Here is a 17,931-nt window from a genome sequence, read left to right on the forward strand (position 1 = left end):
CAGCCAGATTGGTTAAAATGACGATCTTCAAATTTCGATTTTCAATTTCACATAAAAAAACAGGCAACCGTTTAAGATTGCCTGCAACTTCGCACTGATAATGTTTGATGCTGAATTCGCATCTTACAGCAAGCCATAAGCTTACTCTTCTTCAGATTCAGCGTGTTCAGATTTTGATTGTGTCCCGCTTGCAGCAAGATCAGTCACACTCACTGAACCCGTCTTTGTTTCATCCGGCAAACTGAAATTATACGATGCGTTTGCAACAGACTGGCGTACGCCGTTACTGATTTCTTCGCCCGCCATAGACACGGCCTGATCAATCATGCGGCCAAGGAACGATTCAACAGCACTTTCCTGCGCCATCGCCTGTGAACTTAACATCGCAGCAGTTAATACAAGGCTGGTTAATAGTGTTTTCGCTTTCATGGTGTTTCCCTCTGGTAATGTTTTAAATAAAGCCGTACTCACTGCGACGACAAGTTACCTGAGAGATAGCGAGAGACGTGCCAACCTCTAAAAACTTTTTATGCCACTGATTTATATGGATTTAAACTAATCATCGAAAAAAACCGGCAAGCTCAAAAAACGAACAGCACTACAAGTTAGCGAAATAAACCACCTACGTTGGTCTATTCCGCTACCCGTTCTGACAGAGATTCAATATCTCTGTCACCAGGGCTTATTGCTGGAAACCGGAGTTAAGCGATTCGCTTACCGGCCATATTCTGAAGCATGTCAGGATGGCTTTTTAAATATGCCGGGCGCTGCCGCAAACGGGAGATATAAGCTTGTACCTTAAGAGACGGAGTAAACCACCCCACTTTAGATGCAAAGTCCAGCAAACCGCCAAAGATCACATCAGCCGCAGTAAATTGCTCACCGGTTGCCCAGTCAGAATCTGGCGTTAATGCTTCGATTGTATCGATGATCCTCGGCATGTCACCCCAGCCGGCCATTGAAGCATCGGGATACTCAATATTTGCAGCGGCCAGCGTAAACGCCGGTTCAATAGCGCTGCCTGAAATAAACAGGATCCGGTAATACAATCCGCGTTCAGCAGACCCGGCAACCGGCGCCATATCCTTCTGCGGATATTTATCCGCCAGGTAAGCGCAAATAGCAGCGGCTTCTGTAACAACAGTATCGCCATCAACCAGTACAGGCAGTTTCTTCATCGGATTGATACGGTGCAGCTCATCCAGTTGCGAATTCTGTATGCCAAAATCAATACAAACCCGCTCGTGCTTAACGCCCAGTTCTGCAAGCATCCAGTCGGTTATGGCACTTCTGCTTCTTGAATTATAAAAATGTTTCATGATTTACCTTCCCTATAATGTGATTAAACGGCTACCAAACTCTGGCCTCATTACGCGGCCTGAAGGCCCCGCACTCGCCATACCGGAAAGTGTATGGATAATTGTGCCGTTAAATGGCATATTAAAAATATGACGAATAAAAGCTTCACAAACCGGACAGACAGGCGGAGCCGCTTAATTGGCTTATTGCAGTCTGAGGAATACTGGAAAACCGCAGACTTACGGGAACAATTGGGGGTCAGTCAGCGCACGCTTATGCGGGAACTGTCTGAACTCAGGGATGCCGGTTACCCGGTGGAATCTGACCGCGGACGGGGCGGCGGTATACGGCTGTCTGGTCGCTGGGGCATAGACAGGCTGAATCTGACTCACCGTGAAGTCATTGAACTTATCCTCGCGCTGGCCATTATGGAGAACCTTCAGTCGCCATTGCTCACAGGAAATTTAAAACACATCAAACAAAAGCTGTTTCAGGCGTTTCCGCAAAAGCAGCGCCATGTAGTCAGTGATATCCGCAAAAGAATTATGGTGGGAAACAACGCAGCAGCTAATATTGCGACGCATTATGGCGCACCGGCGCCTGACATGTCGGAAGAAATAGCAGAAGGGTTCCTTGGTCGTCACTTACTGGAAATCGACTATCAGGCTGAAAGCAGCGACATGACCAGGCGGGTTATTGAAATCCACTACGTTCTGCTGAACTGGCCAATCTGGTACATCATCGCCTGGGATCATTTAAGGGATGCCACCCGTGTATTCCGCATCGACCGGATAAAACGGGCCGGCATTGTAAAAGGTCATTTCAGGCCCCGACCGAAGGATACCTTCGCGACCATTTACGCGCCGTTTTTTAAAACCATTTAGTACTACTATTCCGTAACACGGGAATCATTAAAGGCTTTCGCGTTGGCTTGCGCCTGCTCTACCTGCTCCAGCGCATTCATAAGAAGATTAGGATCACGCTCTTTACCGGTGCCATTCTGGCTTAAGTAACGACGCCAGATACGCCCGCCAGCTTGTCCCTGATACAAACCCAGCATATGGCGGGCAACGTGCCAGGGTTTAAACCACTCATCGGTTTGACGTTCAATGTACTGCTGCATGATGTGAACAATTTCGCTGCGGGATTTCACCTGTGCGTCGTCACCAAACACCAGTTTATCAACCGATGAAAGCAAATAGGGATTCGAGTAGGCTTCCCGCCCCATCATCACGCCATCAACTTTGTTTAAGTGATCCAGAGTATCGTTCAGGGTTTTCACCCCGCCGTTAATGCTGATATTCAGATTGGGGTGTGTTTCTTTAAGCTGATAAACACGAGGGTAATTCAGCGGTGGAATTTCACGGTTTTCCTTGGGGCTCAATCCCTGCAGCCAGGCTTTACGGGCGTGCACAATAAAGGTATCACAGCCTGCATCTGCAACAATATCAACAAACTTGGCAAAACCTTCGTATTCGTCCATATCGTCTATACCAATACGGCATTTAACCGTTACCGGAATATCCACTGCCGCCTGCATGGCTTTTACGCAATCTGCCACCACTTCAGGTTGCGCCATCAGGCACGCGCCGAACGCACCGTTCTTAACCCGGTCAGACGGACAGCCTACGTTAATATTGACCTCATCATAGCCACGTGCCTGTGCCATTTCAGAACACCGTGCCATATCGGAAGGATCACACCCACCCAGCTGCAGCGCCACCGGATGCTCTTCTTCGTTAAACGCAAGATAGTCGCCTTTACCGTAAATCAATGCACCGGTAGTGACCATCTCGGTGTACAGCAAGCTGTGTTTTGAGATCTGACGCAGGAAGTACCGGCAATGTTGATCAGTCCAGTCGAGCATGGGTGCAATTGAAAACCGGCGGTGGGTAGAAAGCATAGAAAAACCTGTAATCTTTTAACGAATATAGAACTGGTTTTTCAGCGGTCCTGCACTCCAAACCATCAATAAGCCCTTTGCTAACTCAGAAGTTCTCACGGAGAACCGTCGCACGGACCGGATGGCTGTGATTTTATCACAGAATCACGCCCTGTGAACAAAGCGGATATAATGACAATCCGGAGAAACCTACGATTCGAACACCCGTTCAGCCGGCATAACCGTTTTCTTTCTGCGTTTAGATTGCCCCAGCACCACACCACTAAGAATAAGGCCACAGGCCATTAGTTGGGTTTGTGTGAGGGTTTCGTCCAGCAACCAGTAAGCAAAGCCAATGGTATAAACGGGAATGAGGTTACTGAAAATGGTGGCCTTGCTTAAATCCATTTTGGTAATAGCGATGTTATACAGCAGATAAGCACCTAAGGTCACGCATACGCCGAGGAAAACGATAGCGTAAAGCGCAGGGCCGGCATGTAATGGCGGCACATCCTGACTGAATGCCAGTGGCATAAAGAATATGGCACCGGAAAACGCCTGTAAGGACGTCAGTACCAGCGGAGAGTAGCGGGTGGACAGTTTCTTCACACAAACACAGTACACAGCAGAACATGCCATTGCAGCCAGCTCAAGGGTATTGCCCAGCACAGGATTACTGGCGTGAGCATTTTCTTCAGCCGCCCAGCTAAGCCAGACTAAACCGGCAAAAGCTACCACAAAACCTGCCTGAGCCGTGATAGTCATGCGCTCTTTTAAAAAGATAAACGCCAGTGCTGCCGCCATAGGCGGTAAAACCGCTGTGACCATACCGGCCTGTGCAGCCGAGGTGTACTGTAATGCCATGGCTTCAAAAACGAAGTACAAACAAGGCTCTGCGGCAGACATCAGCAGCAGTAACTTCCAGTCGCCTTTCTGATAAGTGAATCGGCTCAGGCCCTTCCAAATCAGCAGAAAACAAATGCTTGCCACCACCATACGCAGAAAAATAACCCACATAGGTGAGTATTCGGCAAACGCGATTTTCAGCGCAATGAAAGAGCTACCCCACAACATGGTAGCAATGAGCAGCAGAATAAAAGGAAGCATAGAGAAACGGTCCGGTAAAAACAGCGGCAAGTTTAACAGAGGACGGCAATAAAACCTCTACCCGGACCGCAAATATTAGCAGTAAACAGTTAAGGTTTCTGTGTCAGCCGGAACTGCATATTCACCTGCAAACCACCTTTATCTGACAAGCTGAATGACATATTGCCGTCGTTCAGACGAACAGCTTCTGCGGCAATAGCGAGGCCAAGACCCAAGCCGCCGGTGTCGCTGTTACGGGCGCTGTCAGTGCGGTAGAACGCATTGGTCAGTTTTGATAAATCTGCCGGTTCCACACCCGGCCCGTCATCTTCGATTACGATAGTCAGTTGACTACCGGCAACAGTGCAAGCCAGGGAAACGGACGAGTTTGCGTATTTAAATGCGTTTCGCACCACATTCTCAATGGCGGTGAGGAATGGCTCTTCGTAAATACTGAGCGTGCCGTCTGCAAGAGTATGTTGCCAGGCGATCCCCAGTTGTTGCGCCTCAAATGCAGCATCTTCACACAAGTCATCCAGTAATGCTTTTACAGTAATGCCTGCTTTGCCCTGCGAGATAGCCCGGGATTCCATGGTGGTGAGATCGGATAAACGCTTAATATGCAGGTTGAGCAGCTCATTTTCTTTTTCTGCCCGTTCCAGCAGCGGGATCAACGAGGGGTCCGCGCATTTTCGGCGTACCAGTGCCAGTGTCATTTGCAGGCGGGTAAGCGGCGTGCGCAATTCATGAGAAATGTCGGCGCTCTGACGTTTCTGATTCTGAATGAGCGCTGCTATTTTACCGGTCATATCATTGAACTGGGCAAACAAGCGTGTAAAAGGTGATTCCCCGCTGCGACGGCCACCTTTGTCTGCAGACTGACTATATTCGATGCGGTGATTTAACTGTCCCTGGCCCACCGCGGTGAATGCGTCACCCAGCCGGTTCAGCGGACGGGCAATAGAACGTACCAGTAACCAGCTCATCAAACTGGTCACTACCATAAAAATACCCAGCATCAGCCACCACGGTACGGCTCTGAAAACATCCAGAGGCCGTGGTCGTTCCGGACGCCACAACACCAGTTTCCAATCTGGCCTGGCGGTCAGAGAGACCGGACCTACTAGCCGGGTCCACTCCAGATTAATTTCCCTTTGCTGTTCTTTTTGAATGAAATACCAGAAGCGCTTGCTGTTGAATTCTTCGGTGAGGGAGCGCCGCAAAGGCATACTGCTTTGCACCACGTTAAGCTGTTTATCAACAATGAGCCATTGATAAGATGTGCGGGTTTCAAGTTGTTCCAGTTGCCGGGGGATACCATGAGGATCTGCCGGGCGGCTGAGAAGAATGGCATCAATTCTCTGTGCCACATTATTCAGCAAACGACTGTCCCTGCCGGACAGGGGCTCGTTTTCATTGATTTCCTGCAGGATAAACGCCGGTATTGCAATGGACAGAATACATACCAGCAGAGTAAGCCAGAACCAGCCCAGTACTTTCAGATTAAAATTGCGGACAGCACCGGTCATCAGGCAAAAATCCCGTAACCGCGCCCGCGCTGACTTTTAATGTCTACCAGTGAATTTGCGGCAGTGAGCTTTTTACGCAGGTTACTGATGTGGGTGTCGATACTGCGGTCGAAGGCCTGCAGGCGTCGTCCCAGACAAGCCTCGGAGAGCTCTTCTTTAGTGATGAGTTCTCCGGGCTGCAAGCACAGATGCTTCAGTAATGCATATTCGCTGCCGGTGAGATCCAACACTTGCGACTGACAGGTCACCACCATTTTCTGCACATCAATGCTGATATCGCCAATCGGGATAACAGACTTTTTCGACAAACTGGCCGGTTCGTCTGTTGCGGCTTTATCGCCGGTACGACGGATAATTGCCCGGATACGTGCCAGTAATTCGCGGTCGTTAAACGGTTTCGCCAGATAATCGTCAGCACCCAGTTCCAGCCCGAGTACTTTATCAAGGTCGTCCCCCCGTGCTGTCAGCATGAGCACCGGTAATTCACTTTTCTGGCGGATGGCTTTAAGTACGTCCAGCCCGTTGAGGCCGGGCAGCATTACATCCAGCAAAACCAGCTCGATATCGCTGCGGGCCAGAGCTTCCGCAAGACCAGACTCGCCATCAGCACAGTGAGTTACGTCGTAGCCGGACATGCCGAGAAACTCAGTGAGTAACTCTGCCAGCCCTTTATCGTCTTCGATTAATAGAATGCTCATGTCAATACGTCGTCTGTCAATGCTATGTCAACTTGCTTATTACAGGGTCAATAATGCCTGACTTTTCATATGTTCACACCAGATTTGCACTTCTTAACGTTACGTGACATTCAGCGCGATAGTATGTATTCGTCCTCATTGTGAGGTAGCAGATTTTCAGGAGAACTTTATGAAACGTTCGATTAAAAAATTAAGCATTGTAGGCGTTGCCGCTCTTTTCATTGGTGCGGGTGTAACAGGCTTCGCGTTAGCAGCAACCGACGCAGCAGCAAAAACTGAGCGAATGGAGAAAATGGATCCCCCGCTGGTACCGCCGCAAATGCACAGAATGATGAAAGATGTCGAGTTAACGGCTGATCAGGAAGCAAAACTTGAAGCGCTGAAAGAAAAGCAGAAAGCATTGCGTGATGAATTCTGGGCTGTATTCACAGAAGAACAGAAAACACAGATGCTGCAGGATATGATGCACAGACCACATAAAGACATGCGCGGACCCCGTGGCGACAAACGTGGTAGTGACAAGTTTGACAGAGGCGACCGTAAAAAACGTGGCGAAGGTAAAGAGGTTGAAGCACCGGCAGAGCCGCAATAATTCCCCCCCTTCATCATGTATTGAGAGGTCGCAGTTGCGACCTCTTTCATTTCAACTTTCTTAAATAAGAATTATTCTCAACCTTTCACTTCATGCCCGGTGCAGGTAAACTGCATGTTCTTCATTTACAGAGTCCCGCCACTGACATGGAAAAAATCTTTATTATCGCAGCGCGCATTGAAGCATTTACCTGGTTCGGTCTGATCACCGGTATGTACTTCAAATACAATCTTGAAGTCACCGACCTGGGTGTCTGGTTATTCGGCCGTCTCCACGGTATCGCCTTTCTGATTTATTTTGTGGTTGCCATTGTTGCAGCGGCCCGCCTTCGCTGGAGCGCGTGGCACAGTATCCTGGCTATTCTTGCTGCTATTCCGCCACTGGCGACTTTGCCACTGGAAGTCTGGTTTACAAAAAAGGGCATTTTATCCGTACCTATAGCAGAAGATCAGGCCACATAATTCGGGTATCATTTCGTACCAACCCTTTTTCACAACGGTACAAGTTCAATTTCCAGTCTTTGGTTCTCTTCCGAAATGCGATGCCAACTGCGTTTCGTATGGTATCCGTTTGCACTGACTTCAATTTCATAGTTACCGGGGGCCAACAACATTTTTTCCCGGTATATCGGTTTGATATTCATGATACGGATTTTTGCTCCCGCTACATTCGATACAATTGTCAGAGTAACCGGTGTATTCGTTGCATCTGAAGACAATTGCTTAGCGGCTCCATGCACTATTGGCAACTTTACATCTAGTGCTGCAAGTTTGTGGGTTAACGGTTCGACGTTTCTATAAATGCCGGTATTCGTTTCAAACGCCAGCCCCAAAGGATGAAGAACAGGTTGAGCATGTAATGTCCATCGTAAGGCCATTGATATAACGGGATTACTATTAGTTTCGACCTTTTCGAGAAAATAGTTAACCGGACTGTCGGAACTGGCAGTAAATTGGCTTTGCACCAGAAGAAAAGGTAAAGTACATAGCAAGAAAACAGGCATACTTTTGATGCCAATCCTAACCAATAACGACTTATTTTTCTGCCAATCCGGCCTCAAAACTTCGTAAGTCTTGATGGGTAATTTTATTATGGTTAGACAGATTAAAAACAAACTCAAAAACATCGAAATTGGCGGTATGAGTACTGAACGCAGCGCTTGTTTACCTGCTTCAGCATATTGACGACCATCTTCAAAGTGTACTCTTGCGCCTGAAATCATATCAAGGTAACGAAGCGTTCTTTTTTCTATATTTGGATCGAGCACATATTGTTTAAAATTTGCCTGGCTCCAATCAGCTTGTACGTTATTAACATACATATCTCCCATTTTATCAGCAATCTTTCTTTGAACACTGGGGTGAAGCTGAAAATCATGCCATTGTAAATTAACCGGAACTGAAAGCCCTTCGCGCTGCATCGCTTCGTTCCAACTTGCATCAGCTTCAGTTTTAACTTTATTAAAAACGGCTTGAGAAAATGCTAAACGTTGCTCAACCCGCCATTCCTCAGAGAGCACTAACCCTTTAACTTTAAGAGAATTTCGGACTCGTTGTTGTGTTTCATCATGATTCCGAAATGCTTCCAAGTCCTGTATATCCATAGGATATCCAGTATCTTTTTGGAACTGAGTCTGAAAATTAGGATGTGCAAGTATTAATCGCTGGTAATGAGAGGGATCATCAGTATATTTATAGCGTTTATTCCTTATTCCTCCATCTCCCCCTGTAGCCCAGCTCAGCAATTGCAAAGCCGTAGAAACGCCCCCAGTGATAACACCAGCGATAGCTGTATTAGCCGCATTTTCAAGTCCGCTAACATCTTCTTCAATGAGCCAGTAACCAGGCTCGACATATCCCAGTCCGGCTTTGTCCATTTCAGATTTATATCGTACATGTAACCGATCAACACACTGGACTCTGCGTTCTTTTTGTGAAGATTTCTGAAAGCGCTCCTGGCAGCCATTTACCTGTTTATGATATTTAAAAATCCCAGGCCCATATTTCTGTGCTCTGGCCTCGGCACGAGCAATATATGATTTCGTTGCTTGCTGATAATCTTGCCAGCCCTGATTGATTTTTTGTTCTATTGCTTGCCAGTACTCCAGCTCTTGTTTTGGAATGTCAGCCAGTTTTTGATTATAGGTATTTGAACCTTTTGCGTAGTCTTTGTAACTCTCCGACAATTGTACATACAGGCTCGAAAAGTCCTGATAATGTCGATCAAAATCCTTATAAGCTTTTTTTTGTACAAACTGCTTAACAATCTGATGTTTGTAGCTCTCTAAATTACCCGCTAGTTTATCGTCGGCATACAGCAGGCCTCCAAATAACGCTAAAAAAGTAAGGTTTTCAGAACTGTCCTGTATCGCGGTATCGTATTCAAGACCTGCCACGGCAACAGCATTTAACGCCAATGCGTCCCTTAAAGCGGCACTAAGCACAGCATGTTCACGTTCTTCCGGTGAAGATGACGCGATATATCTCTCTACAATTATTTTTTGACCGAAATAGACCGTTGGCCATACGAAACAAGCTACACAGACTAACGTCATTAAACCTCGTCCGGCTGAACAATAGAATCTACCGGGAAGCAGGTCAGCCAGCAATAAAGTAGCACCAATTCCTGAAATAGCACGACCATACACTTCTAATTGTTCTAACTGGCTATCTTGAGGTGTACCAAGGCCTATCAGGGAAACAAGTTGCGCGTTGAAGATTGCTTCCGGAACTAAATAGGCTGCACTTAAAATGAGTAAGAATAGCCGCCACGGCTTGGGTTTATAAGAAGGGTGCATCATTTGAATCCCTTAGCTCAACTTCAATTGCCCTGTCAGTTTTCAGATTGACTTCGCGCTCCCGCTCTTTAGGGCCAGCTTCAAGATTCAACATAACAGGGATGAAGGCAGGGCTTGTCACATTTTTATCTATATTTTTAAGCAGACCACCCAACGCGGGATAAAGACCGTTGTCAAAGTATGTATCCACTTCGTCAAGGCGCTCTAAATCAAGATCTACAGGCAAGATTGCGATACGTTTGGTTGAGGCAGTTGAACCGGTATATGCCCGCATATCCGGCAATCCATATTGGGTACAAAACCCATAAAGAGTATCATCAATAATGACTGAATCGGGCCTTGACCTTGCCTCTACTTTTAACAGTGCATTTGCATGATATACGTGATCATTGATCGTATATGTAGCGACGGGTATCTGGTAGCCAGTAACTAAAGGTTTGATGCGACCAGCCTGACCAATGTACTGGCGAATATCAATTGCCATTCCGAAATTTCTTTTAAGCGCTTTTCTAAGAGTATTAATCCCTGCGTGAGAATCGTAGCGCTTCTCTTTGTAGCGACGAAAAGCAAACCCCGCGATGTTCTCAATCCTTTCCTGATTATCCTGATAGAGGTTATCACTCGACGCCCCCTTTTCGATTTGAGCTTTTAAAAGCTTCACTGATTGTTCTGCCGGACTCTGGATAAAAGATAAAAAAACCTGAGAATTGATATTGCGCATCCGTTCGAGGGTTCTGAGTGACAAACTGGAATAGTAGTAGCGACCTTGCCCGATTGTTGTAAATGCCAGATAATCCAGCATTTCCAAATCTCCCGATGAGGCATCGGATTTAATTTCAATATTCAGTTTCTTTCCTGGACCTGCATTTGATGCAAAAGCTTTAGACATAGCACGAAAATCAGGCGGTACTGTATCTGATAACTGTCCCGAATTTAGATCACGGGTGCGCAGGTAGCCCCATTCTTTTGAATAACGTATACGTTCAATTTTCCTTTGAACATTATCTACAGTTCCCGTTTCTCTTCCGGTCCGTTTGTCATGATGAACAACCCAAACCCCATCCCGGGTAACCTGAACATCAATTTCGACAACGTCAAACCCGTTATCTAAAGCATCGACAACTGCGTTTATTGAATTTTCAGGATACCGTACCGATCCACGGTGACTCTGCAACTGATAGTTACCGCATTGCTTTACATTGAGATAATTAATGTTATTAGCAGAAGATAAATAAAAACCGCGAGCCTCAAATACCTCATTAAGGGCTATTCTCTCAGAACTTACGGTTTTTGTGTCGTGAGATAGTGCAGGTGGAGTACTGTTACAACCACTCAGAAATATTATAAAAATGTTGACAACAAATATAAATTTGCGGCTGATAAAGTCCATTTTGAGTCGCAATACTACAGAAAAGAGGAATTTATAACAGAAACATAAGGGAAAATGCAATTAAATCTTACATTTATACCTTTCTAATCATTTGGTGCAATTACTCAAATTACCATCTCAGAAAAAAGCCAGCTCCTGATATGAACAAAAAAGCCCCGGAGGATATCCGTTCGTCTGAGAAGAAAAAAATAGCCGCATAAAAGCGGCTACATAAAATATGGCATTTATATTGTCCGCTGAAATCAGCCTTTAGCGACCCGCTCAGCGTCGAAAATTTCAATCCAGTATCCGTCCGGATCTTTAATGAACGCGATATTGTTCATCTTTCCGTCAGACAACCGCTTCTGAAACGCAACACCCAGTGACTCAAAACGCTCGCAGGCAGCCTCCAGATCCGGTACGTGAAAGCCTATATGACCAAAACCGCGGGGATCGCTATTACCATTGTGATAGGTGGTTTCTCCGGCGGTGTCGCCCCAGTTGTGTGTCAGTTCGAGCATGGCCGGACGACCGAAAGTTTGTGCTGTGCGTCTGGTGTCATCCTCGCTGATATCAGAGAAGTCTTCCCCGTGGGTCAGGAAGTACAGACTGAACTCCATGTCAGGGAAATCGAGCTTTTTGAGTAAAGTCATACCCATAACGCGGGTATAAAAGTCCAGCGAACGGACCGGATCCGCGATGCGCAACATGGTCTGATTAAATACAAATCCGTCAGTTGCGGGATCTTTGCGTTCACACAATCCGTCAGCCTGTTCGAAATGTCGGCTCATAGCAGTATCCTTAATTTACCGGTAATTGAAGTATTCAAAAGTGGGGCTGCGACACGGTTTACCAAGGGGCAGTCACCGCAATTTCATGTGCATTCAGCATCACCACTACTTACTGGTTTACGGGATAACTGGCCAGCAGTTCACCTACGAGTTCGGTCAGGGATTGCTGAATAGAAATACTGTCACTTTTCTCCAGTTCGACGCTGCCGGTGGCGCTGTAAATAAACTGCCCGTCTTTAATCACATCAATCTGCAAATTCTGATAAACAGACACCTGTTCACCTACAGGCACAGTAAAAATACTGCCCAGGGATATTCCTCCTGAACGGCCAAACGAACCGGTTCCCAATCCGAAACTTACAGACTTACCGTCCTCCTTTCTGGCTGTGGAAGGCAGAAATGCGACTTTGACGTCAGCTTCATCCGGGCTCGCCGGTGTCAGCCCCTTTGCGGTCATCACATCAGTAATAGTGGTACGCAGATAATTCTCTATGGTGGGATTCACAGTGTTCAGCGGCGGTTCAACAGAAAAAGTGCGGATAGCAGAAAAGTTCTGCTCTTCGTCCATGTTGATTTGCGGTTTATTGGATGCACACCCCGACACCAGAAATACAAAAGCGGCACAAAGTAGTAAATGAAGTGCCGCATAACGACTTATTAAGGATTTATCCATATGGACTCTGCCAGTTAACCATTTTAAATTTTAACGTGTGCGGTATAAAAACCGATCGCTTTTACAACCCGCTTTGCCGGCAGTTGACTTAACACCGCCAGACGAAATCAAACAGAAACAAGACGAACGGTATTCGCTGCCCCGCGTGATGCTGTATGTTTTCATTAGCCCGGCAGACAACGAGCATCAGGCTTGAACAGTTGCCGGTATAATCATAAGAACGACAAGGAACTCACTATGCTCATTCGTCCATTCGCTCTCGCAGGCGGCCTGGTTTCGGCGTTGACCTTTACTGCACATGCAGCGCAACTGCCCGACACACTGCAATACAAAGACACCTTCAATCTTGAATACGCAGCGTCTCCGTTTTTCAGCAAAGACGGTAAGTCAGTTTACTACGAACGCCGTGCTATGGATATTATGAAGGACCGCACACACAGCACACTGTGGGAGGTCAGCACGGACGGTACAAAGCATCGTCCGGTGATTGCCGGCAGCGCGAATGTGCGTCAGGTTACATTGTCCCCTGACGGCACCATGCTGGCTTATCTTTCAGATGAAGATGGCAGCAATCAGCTTTATGTGCGCTATCTCGACTCCGGCCAGCAGGCCAGACTCACAGAAGTATCAAAGGCCCCCGGTAACCTTACCTGGTCCCATGACAGCAAACATCTGGCGTTTACTCTATTCACACCGGTAAAAACCAAACCGCTGTTTACTGCTATGCCGGAAAAACCCAAAGGTGCAGACTGGGCGCCAGCCGCCAGCATCATTCAGAAAACAGGATACCGTGCTGACGGCAAGGGGTATTTACCGGACGGATTCAATCAGATTTATATTCTGCCGGTATCCGGCGGCACGCCCCGCCAGCTGACTACGGGCAATTACCCTAATGACGGTCGTCTGGCATTCACCCCTGACGACTCGGGGATCTATTTTTCTGCCAACCGTTCAGAAGACTATGAATTGTCTCCTTTTGACAGCGACATATACCGTGTTGATATTCAGTCTGCTGACGTCACAGCGGTTACTGATATGGCCGGGCCGGAAGAGTCACCCATCCTCAGCCCCGACGGTAAATATCTGGCCTTCAAACAAATTAATGATAATAAAAAAGCTTACCAGTTCAGCGACATTGTAGTTTTGAATCTGGAAAGCGGAAAACTGAGCCGTCTGACGGGCTCTCTTGACCGTTCAGTACAACAGGTCGAATGGGCAGATAACAGCAGGTCACTGTATTTCTCTTACCTTGATCACGGCGAAACCCGCCTGGCCAGTGTCAGTCTGAAAGGTGATGTTACCCGTTTCGATGCCACCACCGGCGGTCAGTCTCTTGGCAGACCCTACACGTCAGGAGAATTTGCTGTTTCTGCCAACGGAGAGCTGGCGTTTACTCAGGATGACCCGTTAAAACCGGCGGATCTGGCACTGCTTAAGAAGAAAAAAATCACCACCCTGACTAATCTGAACGATGATGCGCTGGGACATCTGAAGCTGGCGCAGGTAGAGGCATTACCGGTGAAATCATCTGCTGATGGCCGTGATATTGATGCCTGGATTGCATTACCTCCGGGTTTCGATGCAACCCAATCTTATCCGCTGATCCTCGAAATTCACGGTGGCCCCCACGCCGCTTACGGCCCGCACTTCTCAATGGAAATCCAGCTCATGGCAGCGCAGGGTTACGTTGTTGTATGGTCGAATCCCCGTGGAAGTTCGTCTTACGGTGCAGAGTTCGGAAACCTGATTCATCACGACTACCCGTCTGACGACTTTACTGATCTGATGGATGTCACTGATGCTGCAATCGCAAAAGGCTTTATTGATGAAAAGAACCTCTTCATCACCGGTGGCTCCGGCGGCGGTGTACTCACGGCATGGTCAGTAGGAAAAACCGATCGCTTTGCTGCAGCCGTGGTGGCCAAGCCGGTGATCAACTGGATCAGTTTCGGCCTGACTGCTGACGCGTATCCGTATTTCACTCAGTACTGGATGCCGGGCAAACCCTGGGAAGCATTTGACCATTTATGGGCACATTCACCGTTGTCTCTGGTTGGCAACGTAAAAACCCCCACTATGCTGCTTACCGGCGAATCAGACTATCGTACGCCAATCAGTGAATCAGAGCAGTTTTACCAGGCACTGCGCCTGCAAGGTGTAGACTCTGCGATGGTCAGGTTACCGGGGGCATCTCACGGCATCGCTTCCCGTCCTTCACGCCTGATCCAGAAAGTGGGTAACATTCTGGCCTGGTTCGACAAATACCGTAGCGGCAAACCTCAGGAATAAACGCCTGCGATTAACGGTTAATCACGCCCGGCTCGCCGGGCTTTTTTGTCTTTTTTAGCCGCTTTTAAAGAACAATTTAACGTGAAATCACGTATTGTTACGTCTGATAGTCATACTGATTATTTATAAAGATTTATTACATTGATATAAAACATAGATTTAGTTAAATTCTGTGATACCCGACGTTTTCCTTTTTAGCCTCTGAGAGCACCATGGCAGCAACAAAAGACTTACGCCGCACCAAAACGCTTCTGTTTGATATTTTAAAGCCGGAAGCAGGCTTTTTTTACCTGGCTATCGCATATGGCCTGATGATTGGTTTACTGACCCTCGCCGTACCGTTTGCAGTACAAACCCTTATCAACACCGTGGTTTATACCGCTTCAGTCAGCGCGGTTCTGGTGATCAGTACAATCCTTTTCTGTACCTTGCTGCTGTACGGATTATTCAGTGCCCTGAGAACACGGGTTATGGAATATTATGAGCGCCGGATCTATAGCCGGCTGACTGCCGATCTTGTACTGAAAACCATTCAGGCCCCTCATCAGTTTTTTGAAGGCCGGAAAAACAGCACGATAACTCACCGTTTTTTTGAGGTAATGACCTTTCAGAAAAATATGCCATCACTGATGGTAGACGGTTTCGCATTTCTGCTTCAGATGCTGGTAGGTATCACACTGGTTTCTTTCTATCACCCGTTTTTGTTTGTCTTTAATGTGGTGATTATCATTTCTATGTACTTTATCTGGCGGATGTTGAGTACGCCTGCGAAAAATACAGCCATCGACTTGTCTGATTCTAAATATGCCACCGCAAAATGGCTCAGCGAAATTTCCTCTGCTCACGTATTTTTCAAATCCAGCCGGCATCTTGACCATGCTGCTGAGAAAACGGAGGCCATCATCAGTCGTTATGTGAATTGTCACGCCGGACATTTCACTTTTACCTTTTCCCAGACCGTACTCTTCCTGATTGTCTATGCGCTGGCCAGCTCCGCCCTTCTGGGACTGGGTGGTGTACTGGTTGTGCAGGAGCAATTATCTGTCGGTCAGCTTGTTGCAGCCGAACTGATCATGTCTGCGGTGTTTCTTGGTATTTCACGGTTCAGTGTATACCTGAACCTGTATTATGAATTGTATGGTGCGGCAGAGAAGCTCAATGCCGCACTGAATATACCTCAGGAAGATGTACAGTCTTCCGATAACGAAACCTTTACCCGTAACGATCTCCACTTCCGTCAGACTGTGCTGGTTCAGCAAAACGAGTCTGTGGAAATTGATATGGCCTTGCGGGAAAACGGAAAATACTACGTCGTCACCGGGCAGGCATGGCAACAACGAAAACTGATGACGGTACTTAAACGTTATGAAACGCCGGAGTCTGGCTGGGTAGAACTGGGAGGCCTTGCATTAACGGATTACCAGACCAGCGAGCTGCGTCAGGCCATTGCCATTGTTGACCGCTCTCTCATTATTGAGTGTTCAATTCTTGAATATTTGCGCATGGATGCGCCGGATGCTTCCGAAAAAGCGATTCGGGAAATCTTTCGCGAACTGCAACTGGAGCCGACACTGGCGAGACTGGAAGACGACTTGCAAACCAGTCTGTCGCAGTTGGGCCATCCCCTTCAGCCCATGGAGTTTTTGTTATTGAAACTGGCTGCCGCCCTGTTGTCGAAACCGGGGGTAATTGTGCTGAACCAGCACTTTGATGCCATTCCTGAAGCATACAGATATAAAATTCTGAAATACCTCGATACCCAGCCGGTCACGGTGATGTACTTTACCAGCAGTCCGATTCAGGAAGTCTTTGATGCCACCATTGTGTTAAATGGTGATTCACAGCTGCTTTCCCATGATGTGCTCGCTGACAAGGAGGAATTGTGATGAATTACTCTGATCAGCAGGAATTCATGAGTAAAATGAAGACGCTTTCGCAACAGACTGTGCCGACCTGGTACAGAAAAGTGGCGTATATGCTCTTTCTTCTTATCGCAGTCACCGCCGCAATATTGTACTTTGCGCCCTGGCAACAAACGGCTTACGGTACGGGAACTGTAAGCACGCTTAATCCGGCTGACCGCGCTCAGCCCATATCCGCACTGGTCCCCGGGCAAATAAAAACCTGGCACGTGCGGGAAGGACAAAAAGTAAAAGAAGGCGATCCCATTGTAACCCTGGTCGACACAGATAAAGCGCTGGTTGAACGCCTTCAGGCCCAGGTAAAAGCCGCGGAGCTGAAACTGGATGCTGACCTGATGGCTGTGGAAAATGCCCGCATAAACCTGGATCGTCAGAAACGGTTGAATAAAGAAGGTCTGGTTTCGGTCCGCGACATTGAAGTGGCGGAAAATACGTTACAGGAAAGACTGGCGACAGCCGCTCAGTCTGAGCAAAGCCGGAACTCGCTGAACTCGTCGCTGGCAAGGCAATCTACTCAGACCAAGTACGCACCTCAGGATGGTACTGTGACCCAGTTGCACTCCGGTGGTTTATCCACGCTGGTCAGTGCGGGCGCAGTACTCGGGTATTTTATTCCTGATGGTGTCGAGCGCATGGTAAGAGTGAAAGTAAATGGACTGAATGCACCACTGGTCACAACAGGCCGGAAGGTGCGTCTGCAATTTGAAGGCTGGCCAATCTTCCAGTTCAGCGGCTGGCCGGGCACATCAATAGGTACATTCGGTGGCAGAGTGGCGATTGTTGAACCGGTGGCAGACCGCAACGGACTGTTTAATGTATGGATTGAACAGGATCCGCAGGAAAAGCCCTGGCCGGAAGAAACCTTTGCCCGTCTGGACAGCCGGGTTAATGCCTGGATCTTGCTGGAAGAAGTCAGTATTGGCTACGAACTCTGGCGACAGCTGAATAACTTCCCGCCTGAAAATGTCAGGTCAGATACAGAACAAACACCACGGTAAGTATGC

The 17,931-nt window shown here is 47.6% G+C and carries 16 protein-coding genes; 6 read left to right on the forward strand and 10 right to left on the reverse strand.

Features of this window, described 5'->3' with window-relative positions; translation table 11 throughout:
* Nucleotides 1-141: 141 nt before the first annotated feature.
* Entirely contained in the window at nt 142-429 is a 288-nt protein-coding gene (locus ACXAH4_RS19675; RefSeq protein WP_474883102.1) for a hypothetical protein, read from the reverse strand.
* Nucleotides 430-701: 272 nt separating this feature from the next.
* Entirely contained in the window at nt 702-1,319 is a 618-nt protein-coding gene (locus ACXAH4_RS19680; RefSeq protein WP_474867576.1) for a glutathione S-transferase family protein, read from the reverse strand.
* A 93-nt stretch (nt 1,320-1,412) separates the two neighbouring features.
* Between ACXAH4_RS19680 and ACXAH4_RS19685 the strand changes: the two genes are divergently transcribed.
* Complete coding sequence (locus tag ACXAH4_RS19685; RefSeq protein ID WP_474883104.1) at nt 1,413-2,183, forward strand: helix-turn-helix transcriptional regulator; 771 nt, start codon at nt 1,413-1,415, stop codon at nt 2,181-2,183.
* A gap of 5 nt (nt 2,184-2,188) precedes the next feature.
* Here the strand turns inward: ACXAH4_RS19685 and dusA are convergent, their stop codons facing one another.
* The 4 genes from dusA to ACXAH4_RS19705 form a co-directional block, all read right to left on the reverse strand.
* Nucleotides 2,189-3,202, reverse strand: a complete 1,014-nt coding sequence (dusA, locus tag ACXAH4_RS19690; protein ID WP_474883106.1) for a tRNA dihydrouridine(20/20a) synthase DusA — start codon at nt 3,200-3,202, stop codon at nt 2,189-2,191.
* A 189-nt stretch (nt 3,203-3,391) separates the two neighbouring features.
* Nucleotides 3,392-4,288 (reverse strand): DMT family transporter, encoded by an 897-nt coding sequence (locus ACXAH4_RS19695; protein WP_474883108.1) that lies wholly within the window; start codon nt 4,286-4,288, stop codon nt 3,392-3,394.
* Nucleotides 4,289-4,377: 89 nt separating this feature from the next.
* A complete protein-coding gene (locus ACXAH4_RS19700; protein ID WP_474883110.1) occupies nt 4,378-5,796 on the reverse strand; it encodes an ATP-binding protein in 1,419 nt (472 codons plus the stop codon).
* On the reverse strand, nt 5,796-6,494 hold the full coding sequence (locus ACXAH4_RS19705) for a response regulator transcription factor (protein WP_119502519.1): 699 nt from the start codon (nt 6,492-6,494) through the stop codon (nt 5,796-5,798). The genes ACXAH4_RS19700 and ACXAH4_RS19705 overlap by 1 nt, the downstream gene beginning before the upstream one ends.
* 169 nt (nt 6,495-6,663) lie before the next feature.
* On the opposite strand from ACXAH4_RS19705, the gene ACXAH4_RS19710 reads away from it, so the two are divergent.
* Both ACXAH4_RS19710 and ACXAH4_RS19715 read left to right on the forward strand, forming a co-directional pair.
* Nucleotides 6,664-7,086, forward strand: coding sequence for a hypothetical protein (locus tag ACXAH4_RS19710; protein WP_474883112.1), 423 nt, complete (start codon nt 6,664-6,666; stop codon nt 7,084-7,086).
* A 146-nt stretch (nt 7,087-7,232) separates the two neighbouring features.
* Nucleotides 7,233-7,547: a DUF3817 domain-containing protein gene (locus tag ACXAH4_RS19715; RefSeq protein ID WP_474883114.1), complete on the forward strand. Its 315-nt coding sequence runs from the start codon at nt 7,233-7,235 to the stop codon at nt 7,545-7,547.
* Nucleotides 7,548-7,576: 29 nt separating this feature from the next.
* Here the strand turns inward: ACXAH4_RS19715 and ACXAH4_RS19720 are convergent, their stop codons facing one another.
* From ACXAH4_RS19720 to ACXAH4_RS19735, 4 genes are all read right to left on the reverse strand, one after another.
* Nucleotides 7,577-9,886: a peptidase associated/transthyretin-like domain-containing protein gene (locus tag ACXAH4_RS19720; RefSeq protein ID WP_474883116.1), complete on the reverse strand. Its 2,310-nt coding sequence runs from the start codon at nt 9,884-9,886 to the stop codon at nt 7,577-7,579.
* On the reverse strand, nt 9,867-11,273 hold the full coding sequence (locus ACXAH4_RS19725; protein WP_474883118.1) for a glycerophosphodiester phosphodiesterase: 1,407 nt from the start codon (nt 11,271-11,273) through the stop codon (nt 9,867-9,869). The genes ACXAH4_RS19720 and ACXAH4_RS19725 overlap by 20 nt, the downstream gene beginning before the upstream one ends.
* A 242-nt stretch (nt 11,274-11,515) precedes the next feature.
* Nucleotides 11,516-12,043, reverse strand: a complete 528-nt coding sequence (gene gloA / locus ACXAH4_RS19730) for a lactoylglutathione lyase (protein ID WP_474852562.1) — start codon at nt 12,041-12,043, stop codon at nt 11,516-11,518.
* A gap of 109 nt (nt 12,044-12,152) precedes the next feature.
* Nucleotides 12,153-12,716 carry a DUF4136 domain-containing protein gene (locus tag ACXAH4_RS19735; protein ID WP_474883120.1) on the reverse strand — a complete coding sequence of 188 codons (564 nt, stop codon included), beginning with the start codon at nt 12,714-12,716 and terminating at the stop codon, nt 12,153-12,155.
* A 237-nt stretch (nt 12,717-12,953) separates the two neighbouring features.
* On the opposite strand from ACXAH4_RS19735, the gene ACXAH4_RS19740 reads away from it, so the two are divergent.
* From ACXAH4_RS19740 to ACXAH4_RS19750, 3 genes are all read left to right on the forward strand, one after another.
* Nucleotides 12,954-15,005 carry a S9 family peptidase gene (locus tag ACXAH4_RS19740; protein WP_474883122.1) on the forward strand — a complete coding sequence of 684 codons (2,052 nt, stop codon included), beginning with the start codon at nt 12,954-12,956 and terminating at the stop codon, nt 15,003-15,005.
* 212 nt (nt 15,006-15,217) lie between these two features.
* On the forward strand, nt 15,218-16,891 hold the full coding sequence (locus ACXAH4_RS19745; protein ID WP_474883123.1) for an ABC transporter transmembrane domain-containing protein: 1,674 nt from the start codon (nt 15,218-15,220) through the stop codon (nt 16,889-16,891).
* Nucleotides 16,891-17,925, forward strand: coding sequence for an efflux RND transporter periplasmic adaptor subunit (locus tag ACXAH4_RS19750; protein WP_474852568.1), 1,035 nt, complete (start codon nt 16,891-16,893; stop codon nt 17,923-17,925). Before ACXAH4_RS19745 ends, ACXAH4_RS19750 begins: the two co-directional genes overlap by 1 nt.
* Nucleotides 17,926-17,931 lie beyond the last annotated feature (6 nt).

The organism is Alteromonas sp. ABV2_168 (assembly GCF_056161165.1).